The sequence below is a fragment of the Pontixanthobacter aestiaquae genome, from assembly GCF_009827455.1.
Lineage (GTDB): Bacteria > Pseudomonadota > Alphaproteobacteria > Sphingomonadales > Sphingomonadaceae > Pontixanthobacter > Pontixanthobacter aestiaquae.
Window position 1 is genome coordinate 2,158,173 of the sequence record NZ_WTYZ01000001.1, and the last position, 23,104, is coordinate 2,181,276.

The window sequence follows — 23,104 nt, forward strand, 5'->3', positions numbered from 1 at the left end:
TTCTCCTAGATTGGCAAAATGTCGAGTGGAAAAGCGTGGGTAGTTCGCTAGACCGCCGTGAAACAGTCAAGGATTTGCAAATGAGCGAACTCGGTTACCGCCCCTGTGTCGGGGTGATGCTGGTTAATAAAAATGGCAAAGTATTTGTCGCGGAACGGCTCGATAGCCGACACGGAAATGGCCACACTGCCGGTTTCTGGCAAATGCCCCAAGGCGGCGTCGATGAAGGCGAAGACTTGCAGGAAGCCGCCTTGCGCGAACTCGCCGAGGAAACCGGCGTCGGCGAAGACAAGGTCACGATCCTAGCAAAAGTGAGCGAACCGATCCGCTATGACTTGCCCGACGAACTGATCGGCAAGCTGTGGAAAGGCAAATATCGCGGGCAAGAGCAAGTCTGGTACCTCGCCCGCTTTCAAGGAGAGGATGCGGATATCGATCTGGAGGCGCATGATCCGCCAGAATTCGCGCAATGGAAATGGCTGGAACCCGAAGAGCTACCGGGCGTAATCGTGCCGTTCAAGAAACACGTCTATCGCGCTGTTTTGGCAGAGTTTCAGGCGTTGATTTAGACAGACTAAAGCCCCTCTTCTTCAGAGGAGGGGGAGCCGGACTAATTCTGCGACACTTCCGTATCGGGCATAACGGCTTCAGCGCGTAGCACCTGCGGCTGCGGGCCGCGGGCGATAGCCTGCGCCAATTCGCGCGTTTCGGGGCAGCGATCACCGCAGAGTTTTTCCAGCTTGGAGAGGTTCTTGCGTGCCTTTTCGACTGCGCCCTTTTCAACCAGGGCTTCACCCTCGCCCGAGATAGCGGCGACGTTTTCCGGCTCGCGCGCCTGTGCTTCGCGGTAATAGCTGATGGCTTTGCCTTGCAGCCCTTCGCGGCGAGCCGCTTCTGCCAATGCCAGAAATACCGGTGTATAGCCCGGGTCAACTGCCAATGCGGCTTCGAAACTGTCGATTGCCTTCTGCGGTTGACCGGCATCAAGTGCAGCTTTGCCTTCCGCGATCAGCATTGCTGCGCGTGGATTGGGTTCTCGATCCTGCGCCACGCCCATACTCGCCGTGATGGCGAAAACCAGTGAAAGGGCAGCAGCAGGCGGTCCAAAACGCATCATTAACTCCTTGAAGGCAGGTTTCTGCGAGGGTGTCGAATCTGCCATGGCTTAGTAGTTAACAGCGATTGCTATGCGGGTGAAGTGACGCGGCCAATGAAAAATCCGTCCGTGCCGTCGTGATACGGAGTGAGACGCCGTCCTTTTCCGTGCTCACGGCCAATCGGCCAGTCGAGTGTATCGGCCTGCCAGCCCGGGTGTGAATTGAGAAACGCATCGATCCGGCTCAGTCCCTCCTCGTCCAAAAGCGAGCAGGTTACGTAGATCAACCGGCCGCCCGGTTTGACCAGTTGCGCGGCGATACCGAGCAAGCGGGACTGTAAATGCGCGAAATCCGTTACACCGGCCCGATCCAGCCGCCAGCGCGCTTCGGGATTGCGCCGCCAAGTGCCGACGCCCGAGCACGGCGCATCGACGAGAACGGCATCGGCCTTGCCGCGATAATCAGCGAGTATTTCCAGCTCTTTGCCCGGGTCAAGCAGAATTGTTTCGACAACACCCGCGCCAGCACGTTCGGCGCGCGGTGGTAGGTTCCCGAGGCGGCGTTTGTCTGTGTCCGCCGCAATTAGTGCGCCGCGATTTTCCATTGCCGCGGCAAGAGCGAGCGTTTTACCCCCTGCCCCAGCGCACAGATCGATCACAGTCTCGCCCGGCTTGGCATCGACCGCAGCACAGGCCCATTGGCTGCCATGGTCCTGCACTTCGATCTGGCCATCGCGATAGGCCTGCCATTGCTCGACTTGCGTGCCCGATGGATAACGCAGTGCATTTGCCGCGAGCAGTTCTTCGCCTTCTTCGGGCAACTCCAGAGTGTCGCGGCTCGCTTTTAAGGTGTTGATACGAATATCCAGCGGCGCACGGTCGAGCAGCGCGCCCGCCTCTGCGCCCACGATATCCGATGCGGCGAGCAGGCTGTTCACCACGGAATGCGCTATTCCACCTTTCGCAGGAACTTCATTCGGACCGATGGCGGGCGGACCATAATTGGAGCCGTCGAAAAGCGGCGCGATTTCGGAATTGATCTCGGCCAGCCTTAGCATGGCCGCGCGCCCAGTATCGGGGATCGGGCCGCATGCGCGGATTGCGCCATAAACCAGTTCTCGAACGGCGCGGCGATCTTTCGAACCGGCATAGCGATTGCTGCGTGCCCATTCGGCGATAATCCGGTCGGCAGGCGCGCCCTTGATACGCGCTTTGTCGATAATCGTATCGAGAATCTCGATCGAGGCTTGAACGCGTGCTGCGGGGGTCATTGGGTTTTGTCCTGCATGTCGCGATAGGCTTTGTCGAATTCCAACCTATCGGGGAATGTCACGCACCGAAATTGGTAACGCGTACCGCTGTTGTCGGCAGCGGCCTTGGTCATCCGGTCCGCTATGGTTTTTCCGGCAGTCTCGCACTCGGCCATGTCGGTAAACACGATCTCGGGTCGCTGAAGATCAATCTTCCCCGGCTTGTCAGGATGCCATCCAAGAATGAACAGCATTACGGGGACGATTTCGATCATCTGCTATCCTAACGCGTCGGGTAATTCGGGGCTTCGCGGGTAATCGCGACATCGTGGACATGGCTCTCATTGAGGCCTGCACCGGTAATCCGCACAAACTGTGCCCGCTCGCGCAGGTCAGGAATAGTTGCCGAGCCGGTATAGCCCATCGCGGCCTTAATCCCGCCGACGAGTTGGTGAACGATATCCTTGGCCGGACCTTTGTAAGGCACCTGCCCCTCAATACCCTCCGGCACCAGTTTGAGTGCCGAGACATCAGCCTGAAAATACCGATCTGCACTACCGCGGGCCATTGCGCCGACGCTGCCCATGCCCCGGTAGGATTTGTAGCTGCGGCCCTGATAAAGGAACGTTTCGCCGGGAGCCTCGGCAGTACCAGCCAGCATAGAGCCAACCATGACGGTCGAGGCGCCCGCAGCAATCGCTTTCGCCGCATCGCCAGACGTGCGCAGGCCGCCGTCAGCGATGATTGGAATGCCTGCATCCAACGCAGCCTTTGCGCTATCCATAATCGCGGTCAGTTGAGGGACACCAACACCCGCCACGATCCGTGTGGTACAAATCGAACCTGGTCCGATGCCCACTTTTACCGCGTCCGCACCTGCATCAATCAGAGCCTTAGTAGCCTCTGCCGTTGCGACGTTGCCCGCCACGACCTGTACCGTGCTGGACAGTTTTTTTGCCCGCTCGACCGCACGCGCGACATCTTTGTTGTGCCCATGCGCGGTATCGATAATCACCACATCGCATTCCGCATCGATCAGCGCTTCGGTGCGCTCGAAACCTTTGTCGCCCACCGTGGTTGCAGCGGCCACGCGCAAGCGTCCGCCTTCGTCCTTGGTCGCGTGCGGGTAGTTGACCGCTTTTTCGATATCTTTGACGGTGATCAGGCCAATGCAGCGATAGGCATCATCGACCACAATCAGCTTCTCGATCCGGCGCTGGTGGAGCAAATGGCGTGCCTCATCCTGACCGATACCGAGCGGCACGGTAACAAGATTTTCGGTGGTCATTAGCTCACGAATGGGCTGCTTGGGATTCTCGGCAAAGCGCACATCACGATTGGTGAGGATACCGACCAGCTTCTCGTCCTTGTCGGTCACCGGAATGCCGCTGATCTTGTTCTGATCCATCAGCATCTGCGCATCGCCGAGCGTCGCGTCGGGCGCGATCGTGATCGGATTGACCACCATGCCACTTTCAAAGCGCTTGACCGTGCGCACCGCAGCGCATTGTTGCACGATGTCGAGATTGCGGTGCAGGGTTCCGATACCGCCCATTTGCGCCATGACAATCGCCATATCCGCCTCTGTCACAGTATCCATCGCAGCGGAAAGAACCGGAATGTTAAGGCTGATGCCCCGCGTCAATTGCGTGCGCGTATCCGCCATGCTCGGAAGAATGTCGCTTTCCGCCGGTCGCAGCAACACATCGTCAAATGTCAGGCCGAGGGGGATATCCATAGTCGTCACTTTCAATTTCAGCTTCCATGGCGGTCTACGCCGGAAGATTCGTGACGGTCCATGTAATCAAGGTTTGTGACAGTCGCTAGGGGGCAAAGCGGAAATATCCGCCAGTGCCGGTGGATATGCGGCAAAGATGCGTCAGTGTCCTGTAGCGTTAACTGCCCGGATGCGCCGATATGCTCCCGAAATGGCGGACGAATTCAAGGTGGAGTAGCAGATCCTGGCTCGCCCCACCAAGTTCGACCTCGTCGATCTCGTCATTCGGTCCATGATAGCGGCCTTTGGTGTAACGCCGCATCAGATCAGGTCGGGCAAAGGCGCTGGACACCATCAAAGTGGGCACGTCGCTTTGCAGCAAGGCCCAGCCGTCTTGGCGTGTCACGAACTGTGCCGCGAAATCGCGTGCCTCGACGCGGCGGCCCATGCGCATGATGATCGCATTTACTTCCGGATCAAGCAGGGTCAGCCCCTCGCCCAATATCGCCACAGCCTCGCCGCGCGGGGCTAGCCCAATCGTATCGACATTGAACGCAGCGACGATGGATTCGAGCGGCAGTGGGGGATCGCGCGTGAAGGCCCTCGCGCCGAGTAAACCCCATTCCTCTGCCGTGGTCGCAACGAAATAGACATCGCGGTCCAGGGCGCGACCACTACTCAACCGCACCGCAAGTTCGGTAAGGAAAGCAAGGCCGCTGGCATTGTCGACAGCCCCGTTGCAAATACGATCTTCGCCCTCACCCTCAACTTTGCCGCACATGCCGAAATGGTCCCAATGCGCCATTATAAGCACTGCACCGCTATCGGGTACTTTGCCGGGCAATTTCGCAACGAGATTGTGCGTTTGGACCACAGCTTCAACCGATGTGGCTTCGAGTGTCGCCATGACACCCAGATTGACGGGCCGGAACCCTGCTCGCGCCGACGCCTCTTTCAGCGCCGAATAGCGCTCGCCCAGCAAGGTGGTGGCTGCATCCGCTGTGACAATCCCGTCAAGCGTGGCAGCACCTGGCCCGTCAGCGAGCCGGTATGCGCCATTCGCGCGGATTTGACGGATTTCGTTGAAGCTGACGGCATCGGGCATGATCGCCAGCACCGCCGCCGCACCATTTTCCAACAGAGCATCGCGCTGGAAATTGCGCTGCGGATGGTCCCATTCCATCACAGCGATACGTCCGGCTAGCTCGGACTGCTCAAGCGTGGTCCCCTGTTTCCCGACATAAAGCAGAGGCGAATCCTCGATCAAAGTGCGCCTGCCGGAGGAGAAAAGCGCGACCTGATCCGCCGGAACTTCAACTTCGTTACCATCGCGAATGAAGCGCGCGGTGCTGGTGTCCTGCGCCCAGAGAGCGAGCTCTACCGGTGCAAACCACGGGTTTGCCGGGTCGTTAGTGGCGGATTGCAGGCCAGCTTCCTGCCACTCGCGCGCAAGATAGCTGAGAGTCTTACGCTCGCCATCGGTGCCCGGTCTGCGTCCCTCGAACTCGTCGCTTGCCAGCACAGCAATATGCGCACGCATATCGGCTTCGATCGCTTGCAGAGAATCCGCGCTGGTAGAACGCGGACCATTTATCGGCGCACAGCTGACAGTGGCGAACAATGCCGCCGCACCAGCCATCAGCCTAAGGGCCGAACGCTTAAAGATTGCCCGCATTATGCGCACCGAACATATCCGCCCACACCTATCCGGCAGTCCACCCACCATCGATGCTCCAATTGGCACCGGTGACATTGCCCGCCTCTTCCCGGCACAGGAACACGGCCAATGCGCCAATTTCGGCAGGCTGGACAAATTTTTTGGTTGGTTGCTTGGCGAGCAGGACATCATTGATGACCTCTTTTTCGCTCAGTCCGCGGGCTTTCATCGTGTCGGGAATTTGCCCCTCGATCAGCGGCGTCCACACATAGCCGGGGCTGATGCAATTGGCGGTCACGCCGGTCTGCGCGAGTTCCAGCGCAACGGTCTTGGTGAAGCCGTCGATGCCGTGTTTCGACGCGTTGTAAGCGCTCTTGAACGGTGAGGCAGTTTTGGAATGGGCACTGGCGGTATTGATAATTCGGCCCCAACCCTTTTCCTTCATCGCGGGCACGGCAAGCCGCGTCGTGTGGAAAGCAGCGGTCAAGTTAAGCGCAATGATTGCGCTCCATTTGTCGACCGGGAAATCCTCTATCGGAGAGACAAATTGCATTCCGGCATTGTTGATCAGAATATCGACCGCACCCGCCTCTTCCATTAATCGTTCGCAGCCTTCCTGCGTCATCAGATCGGCACCGACATGCGTCGCGCCCAGCTCTTCGCACAGCGCAGCAATTTCTGCCTCATCGCCAAAACCGTTGAGGACGACCTGCGCACCTTCAGCGCTCAGGGCGCGCGCAATAGCGAGCCCGATGCCTGACGTGGAACCGGTGACGAGCGCGCGCTTGCCGGAAAGAGACATGGAGTACTCCAGATTTGATTGATAAACAGGACCTTTGCGTAGCGCATCATTTGCGGGCATCGTTGGCTTCACGCAAGAATTATCGGCATCGCTGAGCCGATTCGGAGGGAAAGAATATGCGGCTGAACCGGTTTAATACGAACAGCATCAACGTCCGTGGCGGCGGTGGAGGCAGCAGATTTCCGGGTGGCGGAGGCGGCAAAGTGGGTTGCGGTACGATTGTCATAGCCATCATCGCCGCATTGGTTTTCGGGGTCGATCCCATGCAAACTATCGGCGCAATTGGCGGGCAGGAACAGGGCCAGCAGATCGAACGGCAAGCCGGTGCGCAAACCGAAGAAGAACTGTGCACATCGAACCAATATGCGCTGGAGACCTGCAACGCTCTCGGTTCGCTCAACGAAACCTGGCAGCCGGTCTTTCAGCGTGCGGGGGTTACCTTCCGTCAACCAACGCTGACCTTTATGGCAGGGCGGATGCGCACGGGTTGCGGCGCTGCGTCCAGTGCAATGGGGCCGTTTTACTGCCCGGCCGATGAAGGCATCTATATCGACACGCGTTTTTACGACACCATGAAACAGCAATTGGGCGCAGGCGGCGATTTCGCGCGGTACTATGTGGTTGCGCATGAATATGGCCACCACATCCAAAAACTGACCGGTGTCGCAGCGCAGATCCGCAGCTTGCAGCAGCAACGCCCGCAGGCATCGAACCAGTTGCAGGTTCTGATGGAGCTGCAGGCGGATTGCTATGCTGGCGTATGGGCAGGCAAAAACCGTAATCTGATCGAGCCTGGCGATATGGAGGAAGGCCTCCGCGCAGCGGCGTCGATCGGTGATGACACGCTGCAGCGCAATGCAGGTCAGCGGGTCAATCCGGAGAGCTTCACGCATGGTACCAGCCAGCAGCGTATGCAGGCACTGAAGCTGGGGCTCGATTCTGCCGATGACACACAATGCGACCGGATCGTGGAGCTGCGCTAAGCAAGGCACACAAAAGAAAAGGCGGGGACAGTCGCACATCCCCGCCTTCCTCGGCTGTAAAAACGGAGGGCTAGATTAGCCGTCTTTACCCCAATTTTCGATTTTCTCGTCGAGTGCCCGCAGAACTTCGGCGCGCATGTCCGGTGCCATGTCGGGATCGTTCGCAATCGCTTTGCGTGCCTCTTTGATGCCGGTCAGCGCCTGCGCCATCACTTCACTGGTGCAGACATGAACCGTGCGGGTGCCGTCTGAACTGACGGTCTCGCCCGATTTGCCGTTCTTGCAGGTTGTCTTGATCTTGGTCCTGGTGCCGTTCTGGTCCATTTCGATCGTCGCGACACGGACTTCTTCCATCGCTTCCCTGATTTCGACATCGACTTCGGCAAGCTCCTCACGAAGCTCCTTCATCATGGCATCGCGCTCTTCTTCGGACAGTTTTTCGCCATTCTTCACAACGACGCTGTGCTTGCTAACTTTCTTATATTTCTTGCCATCCTCACCTTCGCGTTCGTTCTCGATCACGTAGACGCGCGTTTCGCTTTCGGCTGCTTCAGGAGCGTCGGGCGCCTCTGGTGCTGCCTGCAGGGCAAATGGAGCAGCTGGCGGTGCCGGTGGTGCCGGCACGGCTACACCGCTCGACAGCATAGGAGCCTTGGGCGCCGTAGCAGCCGCTGGCGGCAAATTCGGCGTCGTCATGGACTCTGCGTAGGAGATCGACGCGGTCAATGGCAGGGCCAGTATAGCGGCACCAATCAGCGCGCGGCCAGCGAGCTTCCGGCGGGGGGAAATATCGGACATAGTTAGGCTCCTCAAACGATGGATTATGGACTTCTCTCCGATGACAGGACACGCCATCGGGGCAGCTAGGGCGAGTTTCGGAGCGGCATTGGGGCCGGTCGCGAAACTGGCAATGACATTGGCGTAAGCGGCCCTCTCTTCACTGCCGCGCGCTGCAATCACGCGGGCATCGCAGGCAGCTTCCTGATCACGGCGCATTGCGCGCCAGCCATACCAGGCGAGCGGGTTGAACCAGTGCAGCGCAAACAGCGGCTGCGCGGCAAAATTGGCGAACAGATCATGCGCCTTGTGGTGGGATAATTCATGCTCCAGCGCCAAATCGCGCTCGGTCTTGTCAGACATCACCATAAAGCCCTCAGGCAATGCGACGACCTTGTCGAACACACCAAACGCAATTGGCGAGTTGGTCGCAGGCGTTTCCACCAGACGGACACCCTGGGCCTCACCAACCGGATAGGCATCTTCGAGCAATTCTGCCCGCATGCGGAAGTAATTGGTGAAGCGGATCGCCAAAAATGCAGCGGCTCCGAGAAGCCAGACGACAGAAGCAATCAGCGCCCAGTCTATGGGGGTGCTGGCGGTAACCACGCCTGCATTTTCAGGTGCACCAACCACGCCCTCGGTCACAATGACTGTCAGGCCAGCCTCCCCGACCGTTTCAGGCGCAGGCGCGAGCCATGCAGGTAGTGTGAGCGGCGGCAGGATCAGGCGCAGCAGCGGGATTGCCCATAATGCATAGGCAAATTTCGGGCCCAGATAGCGGGCGACCGGACGGCGAATGACAAGCACCAAGGCAATCAGCGCCGCGGTCCAGACGAGCGTATCGAACAGCCAAGTGGTCATTTGCGCAGCTCCTTCAACAGAGCTTCTATCTCGGCGATATCATCATCGGTAAGCGCTTCGGCTTCGGCCAGTTGCGCAAAAAGCGGCGCAGCGCGACCACCGAACAGCCGGTCCACCAAACGGCGCGATTCCGAACCGGTATAATCAGCACGTTCGAGCAGCGGCGAATAGAGAAAGCGGCGACCATCAGGCTCGGTTGCAATGGCGTTCTTCGCCACCAACCGGCTGAGCAATGTCTTCACCGTTGCGAGCGACCATCCACGCTTCTCGCATACTTCGTCGCATACTTCCGATGCGGTCAGCGGACTGCGCTGCCACAGCGCCTCCATCACCGCATGTTCGGCATCACTGATACGGTCTGGCGAATTGTCTGACTTGGACACAAAGCCCTCCCCGGCTCATGAGCAATCAATACGATTACGTCTGTAGGCACCACGACTACGGATGTAAACATGAAGCGTGGATGAACGGTCCCTGTCACTCGTCAGACAATATATTGACTTGGTAAGAACGGCCCAAACCAATCGGGCGGAGAAGCTATTGCTCCCCCGCCCGGTCAAAAGCATTAGTGTCTGGGTCAGCTTGCCTCGGCAAAGCTCTCCTCATTGTCCTGTCCGGTCAAACCCGACCAATCGATGTTGCGCGTTGCGTACATCACCGCTGCCAGAGCCACGAAGAGCAGTACCGATCCAATCATCAGTGACCACGCTTCCAGACTGAGCAAGACATAAAGCGTTATATACAGCCCGGTCAGCATCCCGCCGATCATTGCCGCGCGCCGCCAACCGCCCAGCACGGCCGCGCTATAGGATGTCAGCAATCCGATCATCGCGAAACTCGCCACGATATACGCCCAAGCGAAACCGATCACTTCGGCAAATGCCAGCAGCATAACGAAGAACAGCACCAGTCCGATGCCCGTCAGCAAATATTCTGCCGCAGCAACGCGCGCCCCGGCAACCACATCGAACATGAAGAAGCAGGCGAAGGTAAAGCCGATAAACAGGAATCCATATTTCACCGAGCGATCAACCTGACTGTAGAGATCGACCGGCTCGATCAGGCGGATAGACGCATATTTCGTGGACGCACGTTCGGAAACAGCAGGCGCATAGTCGATGACAGTGCGGCCATGGATATCATCCACAATCGGTGCCGGTGCATCGCTTAAATTTACCAGAGACTCGCCCAAAGCAAGATTGGTGATGCCGCCGTAATTTGCTGTGAATCCCTCGGTGTTATCCGCTTCTTCACCGCGATTATCGGGTAGGAAATCGCCTTTGAAGCTGGGGTGCTGCCATGGTGATGTGACTGTCCATTCGGTTTCGCCGCCACGTGGGATCAATGCAATCGAGCGACTGCCGCGCAAGCCGTATTGCCAGTTCACTGCCAGCGCTTCGGTGCCGTCCCACTCAACCGCCGTGGAAAAGCCCGAGCCATTTGTGCTGGCCGGGCCATTACCGGGATGGAGTTCCTGCACTTCATTGCCGACGCGCACAGTTGTGCCATCGGTTAGGCCGCGCGGGTCGGATACGCCAAAGCGCAGTTCCGCCTGATCGAACAGCAGCTGATCGCGCGTCACCCCGCCACGATCCAGATCGCTTGGCAGGACGAAACTGGCCGTCCCCGTCATATCCGACCGATAGATCACCGAACGATAAATCGAATATTGCTTTACGTCGGGCTGCAGATCGGTTTCGATGCTCTGCTTGAGCGGAGACAGAAACAATTCGCGCCTAACATCGATCGCGCGCGTGACCTGTTTGCCATCAACGGTTTCAGTCTGGACCGAGCGGCTATTATACGGAATCACCAGCACCGGCCCCGTCACGGTCTGTTCTCCGCCCCAACCCGCTGTGATAGACGCCTGCGCGGTACGTGACTGTGCCTCCCGATCACTCACCAGCGCGTAGACCATTATCAACGGCACCAGCAAAACTGCACCAATGGCCGCTGCCAAGAACAGCTTCACCCCAGGACTTCGATCACGCTTCATTCCAACCTCCTATGTACGGTGAAACGTGCATTGTGAGCGGCGAACTGAATATTTTGTGAATGGTAACTGAGGTTGGTTGGCGCAAGGCTGTCGGGAGAGAGGCAGACATACGTTGCGCTGATAGGATCGGCTCAGCGAGTAACCCACTGACCAGCAGTGGTCGAACTCGGCACTTGAGGAATCCAGCAGTGCACGGCGTCAATCGGCCGATTACTTGCTAGTGGATCGCAATGGTCGGCCACTGACGCAATAAGATTGAGCTGCACGTCAGGCGGACAGTCCTAGACTCTTGCCAGTACACAAACCGCTACATCCGTCGATGTCGGCCCATGATACTCTTTCGAAGGGGCGCTTCAGTGCTTGAACTTCAACTGATCAGTACGTCCGCTTCTTCGGCTTGATGTACTCGACATCATCGGTGAGCGTATATTCGTGGACCGGGCGGTAATCGATTTTGACATCGCCGCCTTGGCCGCCCCAGCCTTCGAACCAGCCTGCGGTATGTTTCATCCACTGCTTGTCATTTCGACCGTTGGTCTTTTCGTCGAAGTAATCCTCATTGACGTGCGCACCGCGGCTTTCTTTGCGGTTTGCGGCAGAGCTCATCGTCACCGCTGCTTGCGCCATCAGATTATCGAGTTCCAGCGTTTCGATCAGGTCCGAATTCCAGATCAACGAGCGGTCGGAAACCTTCACATCTTTGAGACGGCCATTCGCCTGAGCGATCAGATCAACGCCTTGATTCAGCAGCTCGTCATTACGGAACACGGCGCAGTGCTTCTGCATCGTTTTCTGCATGTCGCTGCGGATCTCGGCGGTTGGTGAAGCGCCATCGGCAAAACGGAAATGGTCGAGACGGCCCAACGCCATGTCAGCGCTGTCTTTCGGCAGATCGGGCTGTGCGGCGCCAGCTTTCGTGATTTCCTTCAGGCGGTGACCGGTTGCGCGGCCAAAGACAACCAGATCGATCAGCGAGTTCGAGCCGAGCCGGTTCGCGCCATGGACCGAGACACAGGCCGCTTCACCAACAGCAAACAGACCCGGCACAACTGTATCGGGATTACCATCGGGGCCGATCGTGACAACTTCGCCATGATAATTACACGGAATGCCACCCATATTATAATGAACCGTCGGAGTGACCGGCAGAGGCTCGCGTGTCAGATCGACATTGGCGAAAATCTTTCCGCTCTCGGTAATGCCGGGGAGGCGTTCGGCCAGCACGTTCGGGTCGATATGGTCGAGATGGAGATGCAAGTGGTCGCCATCAGCGCCAACGCCGCGCCCTTCGCGCATTTCCTTCGCCATGGATTGCGACACGACATCGCGCGATGCGAGATCTTTCGCCGACGGAGCATAGCGCTCCATAAAGCGTTCACCTTCGGAGTTGGTCAGATAACCGCCCTCACCGCGTGCGCCCTCGGTGATGAGAACGCCCGCGCCGTAAATGCCGGTCGGGTGGAATTGCACGAATTCCATGTCTTGCAAGGGCAGACCAGCGCGCAGCACCATGCCGCCGCCATCGCCGGTGCATGTGTGCGCGGAAGTGGCCGTGTAATAGCAACGGCCATAGCCGCCGGTTGCCAGCACGACGCTTTGCGCACGAAAACGGTGGATCGAACCATCGTCCAGACACATCGCAATCACGCCGACGCAGCGGCCTTCATTCATGATCAGATCGAGCGCGAAATATTCGATAAAGAAATCCGCGTCATATTTCAGGCTTTGCTGGTACAGCGCATGCAGCATAGCGTGACCGGTACGGTCAGCCGCTGCACAGGTCCGCTGGACCGGAGGGCCCTCGCCCATATTCTGCATGTGACCGCCAAACGGACGCTGATAGATAGTGCCGTCCTCATTGCGCGAGAACGGAACACCTGCATGCTCCAACTCATAAACCGCCTGCGGCGCTTCGCGAACGAGATACTCGATCGCGTCCTGGTCACCGAGCCAGTCGGAACCCTTCACGGTGTCATACATGTGCCACGACCAGTGATCCGGCGTGTTGTTGCCCAGCGAAGCAGCAATGCCGCCTTGGGCAGCAACCGTGTGCGAACGCGTGGGGAAGACTTTGGAAATGTTGGCGGTCTTCAGGCCCGCTTCCGCGCTACCCATGGTTGCACGGAGGCCGGAGCCGCCTGCACCCACAACGACGGCGTCATACAGATGATCGATAATCTTATAGGCAGGCGTGTTACCCGCTTCGGACGCGCTCATATTAGCGGGCTCCCATTGAATTTTGAAGTTCGGCAAGTGCGCCCTCGGCAGCCGCATCGCCCTGCGCAGTCATTACGATCCGCACAACAAAAAAGATCCCGGCAGCCGCACCGCCGATTGCCGCCAGATTGAGCAGCGCCAGCGCGGCAAACTTGTTGCCGGCAGTGTGGACATAATCCTCGATCAGCACCTGCAATCCGTGATGCGCATGCCAGAACACGCAGATAATCAGCAGGACCATGGCGGTCGCGGGCACCGCGCCTGAAAGATACGCGCTCCACGTCCCGTACGACATATCAGGCAGCATCAGGATAGACGCGACCAACCAGATGGTCAGCACCACATTGCCGATGGCTGTAAAGCGCTGAACCAGCCAGTGATGCGCGCCCTCATGCGACGAGCCGAGCCCGCGCACTTTCCCTAGAGAGGTTCCGTTACCCATGGTCTATTTCCTCAGAGATACAGGATTGCGGCCCAGAAGCCGGCAGTCAGCAAAATGGCGATAATCGGGCTGGCGATGGACCACATTTTGTTTGCGTCCAGCTCGTACCCTGCGCCGACATCCAGCACGAAGTGGCGAAGGCCGCTGCACAAATGATTGAAGAACGCCCAGCTCAGACCGATCACGACAAGCTTCAGGATGATCTTGATGATCGAATACAATATCTCGGCCCCGCTCCATGTCAGCGCGCCCAGATCCGCCCACATCCAGCTTTGGAAAGTTGCGTAGGCTTCGGGACCGCTCGCAATTGCGCCAAGCCACCATAATAACACAGCCAATCCGGCAATCGCCATCCCGTCGCCCGATACGCGGTGCAGGATGGAGGTCAGCATATGCGGACCCCATTTCCAGATTGATAGATGCGGTGAAAGTGGTCTGTTCGACATAAAGCTATCCGGTAGTCCCTGTTTGAAGCCCTCCCTTAGCGCAATATGTGCATGAAACAAGGCGCGTAGCGTGGACTTATGATGCAAATTTGCGGATAGCGTTTGCATGAGAAACATCCTTCTTACCGGATCAAGCCGCGGCATCGGCGCGGCAATCAAGACAGCGCTTGAAGAACGCGGCGCGACAGTGATCGGCCATGCTTCCAAAGCCCATGATGATGCGACCATTGGCGCAGATCTGTCCGACCCTACGGCACCGGGGCAATTATGGGCAGAGGCGCTCGACCGCGCGGGCGGTGCAATCGACGTACTGATCAACAATGCCGGCCTGTTTTCGGCGACTGCACTGGATGCATCGGACGACGAATGGCTAAACGGTTGGGAAGAAACCCTGCGGATCAATCTCACCGCATCCGCACAGCTATCGCGCTTCGCCGTGCGCCATTGGCAGGAGCGCGGCGTCGCTGGCAGGATCGTACACATTGCGAGCCGCGCGGGCCATCGCGGCGACAGTCCCGCACATTGGCACTACGCAGCCGCAAAGGGCGGAATGCTGGCAATGCACAAAACTATCGCGCGCGCTTATGCGAAAGACCGCATTTGCAGCTACGCCATCACGCCCGGCTTCACCGATACCGCAATGGCAGGCGACTATCTGGAAAGCCGCGGCGGCGCAGGATTGCTCGCCGACATACCGCTAGGCCGCGTGGCTGAGCCGGAGGAAATCGCGAGTATCGCTGTGTATTGCGCACTTGATGCTCCCGAAAGCCTGACCGGCGCGACACTGGACGCCAATGGAGCCAGCTATGTCCGGTAAACCTTCCGTCATTCCTGCGGAGGCGGGAATCCAGCTTCTTTGCAGGAACTAAAATGTCCAAAGGCCGCTGGGTCTATATCGTCACGAACCGCTATCGCGGAACAATCTATATTGGCGTAACCGGCAGCCTTTCGCAAAGAACGATGCAGCACCGCGACGGAACCGGATCAAAGTTTGCCGGCAAATACGGTTGTGATCGCTTGGTCTTTGCGGAACACTGTGATTCAATCGACGAGGCAATTGCCCGAGAAAAGCAGATCAAGAAGTGGAACAGAGAGTGGAAAATTAGGCTGATCGAAGAACAGAATCCCGATTGGGAGGATCGCTTTGACCACCTCATCGACGTTTAGCTTCAAGAAGCTGGATTCCCGCCTCCGCGGGAATGACGGGCTATTGATTGCCCTCGTCTGCATTTCGTTAGCGTCATGCACCACGCAGCCTCAGGCGCAAGCCGCCTCAAACGCAGCTGAGAGCATCAGCGACGGTTCCAGTTGGTTGCCATATCCCGGCGCATCAAAGGACGCGGAATTCCTAAAAGCCACGCCCGCCGAATTCCTCCCATTCGTCGAAGCCTGCAAGCCTTGGGACGACTGGGACAAGCCCGCCCCGCCTTTCAAAATTAACGGCAACACATATTACGTCGGCACCTGCGGGATTGGTGCGATCCTGATCACCGGCGGTGAGGGTCATGTCCTGATCGACACCGGTACGCGGAAAGGCGCTGAAGTCGTTGCGGCCAATATCCAGACACTCGGCTTCAAACTGGAGGACGTTGCGGTCATTCTGCATAGCCACGAGCATTTCGATCACGTTGGCGGCTTTGCGTGGATGCGCGAGCAAACTGGCGCGCAAATCTTTGCCTCACCCGAAGCCGCCAAAGTTCTCGAAAGCGGCGTCACAGCAGAAGCCGACCCGCAAGCCGGGATGCACGATCCGATGGAGCCGGTGATCGTCTCCAAAATATTGACCGGGGATTTCACAACCGACACGCCTGTGGAAGACATGACATTCATCAGCACGCCCGGCCATTCTCCCGGCGCGCTTAGCTGGCAATGGAACAGCTGCGAGGGCGATGTGTGCTTGAACATCGTGTATGCCGACAGCCTCAGCCCGGTGAGCAAAGACGACTATAGGTTCGGCGAGAATCCTGACTATCTCGCTGCCTACTATGCAGGCATCGAGAAACTGGCGCGTGTTGATTGCGATATCCTGATCACCCCGCACCCGTCGCACAGCCGCATGCTCAAACGCATGCGCAATAACAATATGATCGAACCCACGGCCTGCGCTGATTATGCCACCGGCAAAATACAAGACATCAAGAAACGCTTAGCCAAGGAAGGCGTACAGCCTAATGCCAAATAGCTGGAAGTTAACTGCCTTCGCGGACAAGTCGGCGGTAGAGAATGCTCTGCTCGCGCATGAGGATGCGTGTGACTGGGATCACGACATGGTTCTTTCCGGCTGTGAGATAGACGCGCAAATGCCGAACGACTGGAAACTCGAAGCATGGCTGCCACGACGGCCAAGGCAGGCTGACAAGACCGCGATCAGGCGGTTGTTCGCGGTCAACCCTCCCGAGCTCCAAACGGAAGAACTTGAAGATCAGGATTGGCTCACGCTCAGCCAGCACGGCGTCGAGCCGATCAATGCTGGCCGGTTTTATGTCCATACGCCTGAATATCCGGCCAGCACCGAACCCGGCTTCACCAGCCTGACCATCCCGGCCAGCCAGGCTTTCGGAACCGGCCAGCATGAGACGACCGCAGGATGCCTCGCGATGCTGACGCTGATGAAACGAACCGGCGTGACCGCTCGTAACATCGCAGATATCGGCACGGGCACCGGCCTGCTCGCCTTTGCCGCGCTTGATCTGTGGCCCTCTGCGCTCGCCACTGCCAGCGATATTGATCCGGTATGCACCCAAGTGGTGGAGAATAATGCGGCGGCCAATATCTTCACAATGGGTCACCGCGCGGGCGAACTGACCATGGTTGTCGCCGACGGGATGAACGACCCGCTGCTGCAAGCGCGCGGGCCGTATGATCTGCTGATCGCCAATATTCTCGCCGGACCACTGGTCGAATTAGCGCCTGACTTCGCCGTTTCGGTTCCACCGAGCGGGCACGTCCTGCTGGCAGGCCTATTGACCGAGCAAGAGCCCTCAGTCCGCCGCGCCTATCGCAAAGCAGGCTTCCGCCTCGCCAAACGGCTGGTCAATGGCGACTGGTCAATCTTGTGGCTGCGGAAACGCTGAGACCAAATCGCGGAACCGCAATCACTCTCGTGACTTGGTTGAATGTATCGAAACCATTCCAAATGCGAGAGAACCATGACCAAGACACTCCTCATCACCGGCGCTTCAAGCGGTATCGGCGCAGCGACTGCAAAAGCCGCTGCCAAGGCAGGGTGGAACGTTGCCCTGTTGGCTCGTTCGGCAGACCGGTTGGAGGCATTGGCATCCGATATCGGCGACGCCGCGCTTCCCATCGAATGCGACGTGACAGACCGTGGCGCACTGACAACAGCCGTGTCCCGGACAATCGCAAAATTCGGCGCGCTTGACGCAGTCTTCGCGAACGCAGGCAAAGGCGTCAGCAAAGCTGGAACCGAGAATGGTGACCCGGACGAATGGCACGATATGATTCACATCAATATCCTGGCGGTGCTGTACACAGCGCATGCCACTCTGCCGGAGCTACGAAAAACAAACGGGCACTTTGTCGTCACCGGATCGAAAGCAGGGCGCGATCATCTTAAGGGCTCAATTTACGGGGCTACGAAGTGGTTCGTGCATGGTTTCGCGGGTAATCTGGCGCAAGAAATGCGCGAATGGGGCGGCCGGTGCACGGTGATCTCGCCGGGCATGGTCAACACGGAATTTTTTGACGAACCCAAACCGGACAAGCTGCAGCCCGAAGATGTAGCAGACGCCGTTGTCTTTGCGCTGAGCCAGCCGGACACTTCGGCTGTGCATGAAATCCACCTGATGCCAAACGATTGAACTAACGCATCAGGCACCGTTCGAAATGAGCAAGCGCCGCTGCGCTGAACGCCCACATATTGGCGATCCGGTCCTCGCAATGAGTTTCGGTGATCTGCGACCATGCGCCCTGTGGTCCGGCGACCGCAGCGCAGCTCCGTCCGGCAGCTGCACCAGTGGGATGTTTGCTCCCGCCAACCGAGCCGCTTTCGGCTAGTCCCCACCCAGCATCAAAGTTGTCACGGATAGATCGCGCCTGGAGCAGTGCGTAATCTTCACTCGCCCCGCGCATGCCCTTATAGGCTTCGCGCGGTTGGTCGAACAGCACATCACGCGCGCGCAAGGAATAGACGACACCGCCGCCGACAAAGAACTCCAACGCGCCCGGTACCGTCAATAACGACGCCGCAATAAGACCGCCCGTAGCCCCATCGGCAACCGCGACTTTCTCACCACGCTCGCGCAACAAACCAGCGATGCGAAGTGCCTGCGGGTGAAGCTTTTCCAGACTCATTCGAGACTGTTCATTATATGCAGCTTCTTTCACTAACTCGAAGGCTTGTTAAAGCTATGTTCGGACGGTTGGGCGATGGACGTATCTTTCTCCCAGCCTTGGTTCTCGAGTTTCAACCTCGATATCGCCACCGCATTGCCATCGGCATCCATCTCGGGGAGCGCCGCAAATTCGGACGGCCAACAGCGGAAAATGGTATAGGCCATCACTTTCTGGCCCGCTTCGTTATACAATTCCAGAACGACATCTTTGCGAAAGTCCTTGAGAGAAACGTCCTTATTGCTCGTCCCTTGGGGCTCATCATCGTGGGCGGAATTATGATAGTCCCAAACCTTGTTGGCCCATTGTTCGAACGCTGGATCATGCGTCACACCGCGCTCTAGCGTGATCGCCGGATACTCGCTTTGACCGGGCATCTGCCGTGAAACCGAAGGATCACCGCCCGAACGATGTGTGACGACATTGACGCTTCGGGAAAGAGCGCTGACCTTTGAAAAGCCGGCTACATATTCACCATCCCATTTCAGCCGGAATTTGTGGCTGCGATAGGGATCATACCGGTAGGTCGCCTTGGGAAATTCGGTGCTGTTGTTCATATCCTGTCTCGATCCCTCGCTGCAACGCACTTTTTAGACCACTACTCGGCCGCTTTTACAATTTCGGCCCAACCTGCCTCGTCGATCACTTCGATGCCGAGTGTTTCGGCTTTCTTGAGCTTGCTGCCTGCTCCCGGCCCGGCGACCAGCAAATCGGTTTTGGCACTGACTGATCCGGAGGCTTTCGCGCCTAGTCGTTCGGCCTGCGCCTTGGCCTCATCACGGCTCATGGTCTCAAGTTTTCCGGTGAATACGACTGTCTTGCCCGCGACGGGACTGTCCAGCGTTTCGACTTCATAACGCGGTGGGCTGACTTCGCTCAGCAAGTCTTCCCACACGGCTACGTTGTGATCTTCATGGAAAAAGTCGCCGAGTGCTTCGACGACTGCGCTGCCAATCCCATCGATGTCGGTCAACTCGGCTCGGGCTTCCAAAGCCCTCTCCTCTCCAGAGGAGGGGGTTGGGGGTGGTGCCGAAGCGACCGCGTCGTTCTTGGCTTCAACACCACTCCCCGGCCCGCTCCTCGGAAGAGGACGGGGAGAGGCGCGTTCCACAACCTCTCTGAGTGCTTCCAGCGTATGGAAATGCTTCAGCAAATCCCGTGCTGTTACCGCACCGACATGCCGAATACCCAGCCCGAACAGCAACCGCGCGGCATCCGGCTCTCGCTTGTCTTCCACAGAAGCCAACAGCTTCTCCACAGACTTATCCTGCCACCCTTCCAGCGCGAGAATGTCATCTTTCCGCAGATGCAGGCGGAAAATATCAGCGGGACTTTCCAGCCAGCCGAGCGCGAAGAACTGGTCGATGGTTTTCTCGCCGAGCCCGTCAATATCCAGCGCGCCGCGGCTGACGAAATGTTTGAGCCGCTCGGTGCGCTGCGCAGGGCAGATCAGCCCCCCGGTGCAGCGCACATCGACTTCGCCTTCTTCGGCGACACCCTCGCTATCGCATTCGGGGCAGCGCTCGGGAAAGACGTACGGTTCGCGCTCTACATCACGCGTCAGATTCTCGACCACTTGCGGGATCACATCACCTGCGCGCTGGACTTGAACGCGGTCCCCCGGACGCACGCCAAGCCGCGCAATCTCGTCCTTATTGTGTAGCGTCACATTGGTGACCGTTACACCGCCAACCAGCACCGGAGCAAGCCGCCCAACCGGTGTGAGTTTGCCTGTCCGCCCGACCTGAATATCGATCGCCTCCAGCGTCGTCTCCGCCTGTTCCGCCGGGAATTTGCGCGCGATGGCCCAGCGCGGGAACTTGGTCACAAAACCAAGGCGTTTCTGCCAGTCGAGCCGGTCGACCTTGTACACCACGCCATCAATTTCATACGGCAGGTCAGGCCGCTCGGCGTTGATCTTTTCGTAATGCGCCAGCATCGCGTCCAGCGTTTCAAACCGCGCAAACAGCGGCGATACGGGAACGCCCCACGCCTCCAGCGTGCGCACCATCTCTTCCTGCGTTTCGCCGGGCACTTCGGAAGCATCGCCCCAGCCATGCGCCCAGAATTTCAGCGGACGTTTCGCGGTGACGCTCGCATCCTTCTGGCGCAGCGATCCGGCGGCGGCATTGCGGGGGTTGGCGAACAGCTTGCCCTCCACTTTTTGCTGCGCAGCATTGAGTGCAGCAAAATCGGCGCGAGACATATACACCTCGCCGCGAATTTCGAACACCTCGGGCGCGTCATCGGGCAGTTGCTGCGGGATGTCGGGAATATGCGCGACATTGGGCGTCACGTCCTCACCCACCTGCCCGTCACCGCGCGTGGCGGCACGGACCAGCTTGCCGTGCTCATAGCGCAGCGAGCAAGACAGACCGTCAATCTTGTCCTCCGCCGTGAACGCCATCGGCTCATCTTCGGACAGGTTCAGATAGCGCCGCACCCGCGCGACAAATTCGCCGACTTCTTCATCGTTAAACGCATTGTCGAGGCTCATCATCCGAACCTCATGTGTCACCTTGCTCAGCGGAGACGCCGCGACCGCATGGCCGACTTTCTTCGACGGACTATCCGCGCGAACAAGATGCGGAAACGCCTCCTCCAACTCGCGATTGCGGCGCAGCAACGCATCATATTCCTGATCCGAGATTTCGGGCGCATCCTTGGCGTGATACAGCTCGTCATGCCGCGCGATCTGCTTGGCAAGGCGCATAAGTTCATTGGCGGCTTGGGCTTCGGAGACCACTTAAGCCCCCTCTTCTTTAGACGAGGGGGTTTGGGGGCGATGCTGGCTGCGGCGCAAGGTCAAATCACACCCCCTCCAACAATCGATCCGCCTGCGCTCTAGCCTCATCGGTTGTTTCCGCGCCGCTCAGCATCCGCGCGATTTCTTCTTTGCGTTCGATATCGCTTAGCAATCGTACGGAAGTGCGTGTTACGGTGCCCTCGGAGGATTTCGCGATCATGTAATGCTGCCCGCCGCGTGCGGCCACTTGCGGTGAGTGGGTTACCGCCAGCAATTGCCCGCCATCGGCCAGTCGTGCCAATCGGTCACCGATCGCGCTCGCCACGGCACCGCCGACGCCGCGGTCAATTTCGTCGAAGATCACCGTTGCCGCGCCGCCTTGTTCGGCCAGTGCCACTTTCAGCGACAGGATAAAGCGCGACAGCTCACCGCCTGAGGCAATCTTGTTGAGCGGTGCAAAGGGCGCGCCCGGATTGGTGGAGATGAGGAATTCCACGCCGTCCATCCCGCTGGCACCCCAGCGGTCTTCGGGCAGAGCCTCTACCTGCGTTTGGAATTTCGCCGCATCCAGTTTTAACGGCGCCAGTTCAGCTGCAACCGCCTTGTCCAGTTTCGCCGCCGCTTTGGTGCGCTTGTCGTGCAGCGCTTTCGCTTCGCTCTCATACGCCTCACGCGCGGCCTTGGCGGCTTTCTCCAGCGCGCCAACACCCGCTTCGCCGCCTTCGATTGCGTCCAGTTGCGCGCGCATGTCCAGCATCAGTGCAGGCAGAGCGTCCACCTCGCACCGGTGTTTCCGGGCCGCCGCGCGCAGTTCGAACAGCCGCGTTTCTGCATCGTCGAGCGCCGCCGGATCATGCGTCAGTTGATAACCCGCCTCGGTCAGCTTGTCCTCCGCCTCGCCCGCTTCGATCACCGCGCGGTCGAGCGATTCCAGAGCACCGGCGAGCAATTCGTGCTCTTCGGCAATCCGCTCCAGCTTGCGCGCAGCGCTACGCAAGGAAGCAAGCGGTGATTTCGAACCGTCCCAGACCTTGCGCAGATCCTCCAGCTCACCCTGCAACCGTTCGCCCTTCTGCATGTCGGAGCGCAGACCCGCCAAGTGGGTTTCCTCTCCCTCTACCGGTTGCAGCTCCACCAATTCCGCCAGATGCGCGATCAGCAGATCTTCGTCTTCCTTGGCCTGCACGATGGAGGCTTTTGCCTCCGCCAGTTTCGCGTCCGCCTCACGCCAAGCCGCCCAAGCCTTTGCCACCGCATCGACATTCGCATCAGCATAGCGATCCAGCAGCATCCGGTGGCCGCGCGGATTGACGAGACCGCGATCATCATGCTGCCCGTGCAGCTCGACCAACGCCCCCGCCATCGCGCGCAGCAGCGCCACGCCGACAGGCTGGTCATTCACAAACGCCTTTGATCCGCCATCGGCCTTGAGCCGGCGGCGCAGGATCAGTGGTTCGCCCGGTTCAATCTCGACCTCGGCATCGTCCAACACTTCGCGCAGAGCATCGGGCAGTTTCGCAAATTCGAACGTGGCCGTTGCACTCGCTTGTTCCTCGCCCGCGCGGATCAGGCCCATATCGGCGCGATTGCCCAGAACCAGCCCCAGCGCATCGAGCAGAATCGATTTACCCGCACCCGTCTCACCCGTCAGCACGCCAAGGCCACCCGCAAATTGCAGGTCCAGCGCCTCGATCAATACGATGTTACGGATGGAAAGCTGGGTAAGCATCGCATGAACCTTATCGCAGTCCTCCGCGC

General features: G+C 58.6%; 23 protein-coding genes. 7 read left to right on the top strand and 16 right to left on the bottom strand.

Annotated features, from left to right (window positions below; translation table 11 throughout):
• Window positions 1-80: 80 nt before the first annotated feature.
• Window positions 81-569, top strand: a complete 489-nt coding sequence (locus GRI35_RS10325) for an RNA pyrophosphohydrolase (RefSeq protein WP_160614088.1) — start codon at window positions 81-83, stop codon at window positions 567-569.
• A gap of 41 nt (window positions 570-610) precedes the next feature.
• On the opposite strand, the gene GRI35_RS10330 is transcribed toward GRI35_RS10325, so the two are convergent.
• The 6 genes from GRI35_RS10330 to GRI35_RS10355 form a co-directional block, all read right to left on the bottom strand.
• On the bottom strand, window positions 611-1,114 hold the full coding sequence (locus tag GRI35_RS10330; RefSeq protein ID WP_235900306.1) for a tetratricopeptide repeat protein: 504 nt from the start codon (window positions 1,112-1,114) through the stop codon (window positions 611-613).
• Between the two features lie 71 nt (window positions 1,115-1,185).
• Window positions 1,186-2,367, bottom strand: coding sequence for an RsmB/NOP family class I SAM-dependent RNA methyltransferase (locus GRI35_RS10335; RefSeq protein WP_160614090.1), 1,182 nt, complete (start codon window positions 2,365-2,367; stop codon window positions 1,186-1,188).
• Window positions 2,364-2,621, bottom strand: a complete 258-nt coding sequence (locus tag GRI35_RS10340) for a hypothetical protein (protein WP_160614091.1) — start codon at window positions 2,619-2,621, stop codon at window positions 2,364-2,366. The genes GRI35_RS10335 and GRI35_RS10340 overlap by 4 nt, the downstream gene beginning before the upstream one ends.
• 8 nt (window positions 2,622-2,629) lie before the next feature.
• Window positions 2,630-4,084: an IMP dehydrogenase gene (gene guaB / locus GRI35_RS10345; RefSeq protein ID WP_160614092.1), complete on the bottom strand. Its 1,455-nt coding sequence runs from the start codon at window positions 4,082-4,084 to the stop codon at window positions 2,630-2,632.
• A gap of 157 nt (window positions 4,085-4,241) precedes the next feature.
• Window positions 4,242-5,702, bottom strand: coding sequence for a M28 family peptidase (locus tag GRI35_RS10350; protein WP_160614093.1), 1,461 nt, complete (start codon window positions 5,700-5,702; stop codon window positions 4,242-4,244).
• 64 nt (window positions 5,703-5,766) lie between these two features.
• Window positions 5,767-6,522: a 3-hydroxybutyrate dehydrogenase gene (locus tag GRI35_RS10355; protein ID WP_160614094.1), complete on the bottom strand. Its 756-nt coding sequence runs from the start codon at window positions 6,520-6,522 to the stop codon at window positions 5,767-5,769.
• A 116-nt stretch (window positions 6,523-6,638) separates the two neighbouring features.
• On the opposite strand from GRI35_RS10355, the gene ypfJ reads away from it, so the two are divergent.
• Window positions 6,639-7,505, top strand: a complete 867-nt coding sequence (ypfJ, locus tag GRI35_RS10360) for a KPN_02809 family neutral zinc metallopeptidase (RefSeq protein ID WP_160614095.1) — start codon at window positions 6,639-6,641, stop codon at window positions 7,503-7,505.
• Between the two features lie 75 nt (window positions 7,506-7,580).
• Here ypfJ and GRI35_RS10365 read toward each other — a convergent pair whose 3' ends face one another.
• The 6 genes from GRI35_RS10365 to sdhC all read right to left on the bottom strand — a co-directional run bounded on the left by GRI35_RS10365 (window position 7,581) and on the right by sdhC (window position 14,247).
• Window positions 7,581-9,146: a M56 family metallopeptidase gene (locus GRI35_RS10365; RefSeq protein WP_160614096.1), complete on the bottom strand. Its 1,566-nt coding sequence runs from the start codon at window positions 9,144-9,146 to the stop codon at window positions 7,581-7,583.
• On the bottom strand, window positions 9,143-9,475 hold the full coding sequence (locus tag GRI35_RS10370) for a BlaI/MecI/CopY family transcriptional regulator (protein ID WP_202390647.1): 333 nt from the start codon (window positions 9,473-9,475) through the stop codon (window positions 9,143-9,145). The genes GRI35_RS10365 and GRI35_RS10370 overlap by 4 nt, the downstream gene beginning before the upstream one ends.
• Before the next feature lie 248 nt (window positions 9,476-9,723).
• Window positions 9,724-11,142 (bottom strand): cell envelope integrity protein CreD, encoded by a 1,419-nt coding sequence (gene creD / locus GRI35_RS10375; protein WP_160614098.1) that lies wholly within the window; start codon window positions 11,140-11,142, stop codon window positions 9,724-9,726.
• Between the two features lie 375 nt (window positions 11,143-11,517).
• On the bottom strand, window positions 11,518-13,359 hold the full coding sequence (sdhA, locus tag GRI35_RS10380) for a succinate dehydrogenase flavoprotein subunit (protein WP_160614099.1): 1,842 nt from the start codon (window positions 13,357-13,359) through the stop codon (window positions 11,518-11,520).
• Between the two features lies 1 nt (window position 13,360).
• Entirely contained in the window at window positions 13,361-13,801 is a 441-nt protein-coding gene (sdhD, locus tag GRI35_RS10385) for a succinate dehydrogenase, hydrophobic membrane anchor protein (protein WP_160614100.1), read from the bottom strand.
• A gap of 11 nt (window positions 13,802-13,812) precedes the next feature.
• A complete protein-coding gene (sdhC, locus tag GRI35_RS10390; protein ID WP_160614855.1) occupies window positions 13,813-14,247 on the bottom strand; it encodes a succinate dehydrogenase, cytochrome b556 subunit in 435 nt (144 codons plus the stop codon).
• A gap of 106 nt (window positions 14,248-14,353) precedes the next feature.
• Here sdhC and GRI35_RS10395 point away from each other — a divergent pair, with 106 nt between their 5' ends.
• From GRI35_RS10395 to GRI35_RS10415, 5 genes are all read left to right on the top strand, one after another.
• On the top strand, window positions 14,354-15,064 hold the full coding sequence (locus GRI35_RS10395; protein ID WP_160614101.1) for an SDR family NAD(P)-dependent oxidoreductase: 711 nt from the start codon (window positions 14,354-14,356) through the stop codon (window positions 15,062-15,064).
• A gap of 53 nt (window positions 15,065-15,117) precedes the next feature.
• The gene (locus GRI35_RS10400) at window positions 15,118-15,414 is read left to right on the top strand and encodes a GIY-YIG nuclease family protein (RefSeq protein ID WP_160614102.1); all 297 of its coding nucleotides are present in this window, start codon (window positions 15,118-15,120) and stop codon (window positions 15,412-15,414) included.
• Complete coding sequence (gene bla / locus GRI35_RS10405) at window positions 15,392-16,429, top strand: subclass B3 metallo-beta-lactamase (RefSeq protein ID WP_235900188.1); 1,038 nt, start codon at window positions 15,392-15,394, stop codon at window positions 16,427-16,429. Before GRI35_RS10400 ends, bla begins: the two co-directional genes overlap by 23 nt.
• The gene (locus tag GRI35_RS10410; RefSeq protein WP_160614103.1) at window positions 16,419-17,321 is read left to right on the top strand and encodes a 50S ribosomal protein L11 methyltransferase; all 903 of its coding nucleotides are present in this window, start codon (window positions 16,419-16,421) and stop codon (window positions 17,319-17,321) included. Before bla ends, GRI35_RS10410 begins: the two co-directional genes overlap by 11 nt.
• 75 nt (window positions 17,322-17,396) lie before the next feature.
• Window positions 17,397-18,068: an SDR family oxidoreductase gene (locus GRI35_RS10415; RefSeq protein ID WP_160614104.1), complete on the top strand. Its 672-nt coding sequence runs from the start codon at window positions 17,397-17,399 to the stop codon at window positions 18,066-18,068.
• Window position 18,069: 1 nt separating this feature from the next.
• Here the strand turns inward: GRI35_RS10415 and GRI35_RS10420 are convergent, their stop codons facing one another.
• The 4 genes from GRI35_RS10420 to recN all read right to left on the bottom strand — a co-directional run bounded on the left by GRI35_RS10420 (window position 18,070) and on the right by recN (window position 23,075).
• Window positions 18,070-18,561, bottom strand: coding sequence for a CinA family protein (locus GRI35_RS10420; RefSeq protein ID WP_160614105.1), 492 nt, complete (start codon window positions 18,559-18,561; stop codon window positions 18,070-18,072).
• Between the two features lie 32 nt (window positions 18,562-18,593).
• Window positions 18,594-19,157: a phage tail protein gene (locus GRI35_RS10425; protein WP_160614106.1), complete on the bottom strand. Its 564-nt coding sequence runs from the start codon at window positions 19,155-19,157 to the stop codon at window positions 18,594-18,596.
• Window positions 19,158-19,198: 41 nt separating this feature from the next.
• Window positions 19,199-21,313, bottom strand: coding sequence for an NAD-dependent DNA ligase LigA (gene ligA, locus GRI35_RS10430; protein WP_160614857.1), 2,115 nt, complete (start codon window positions 21,311-21,313; stop codon window positions 19,199-19,201).
• A gap of 97 nt (window positions 21,314-21,410) precedes the next feature.
• Window positions 21,411-23,075: a DNA repair protein RecN gene (recN, locus tag GRI35_RS10435; RefSeq protein ID WP_160614858.1), complete on the bottom strand. Its 1,665-nt coding sequence runs from the start codon at window positions 23,073-23,075 to the stop codon at window positions 21,411-21,413.
• Between the last annotated feature and the right edge of the window lie 29 nt (window positions 23,076-23,104).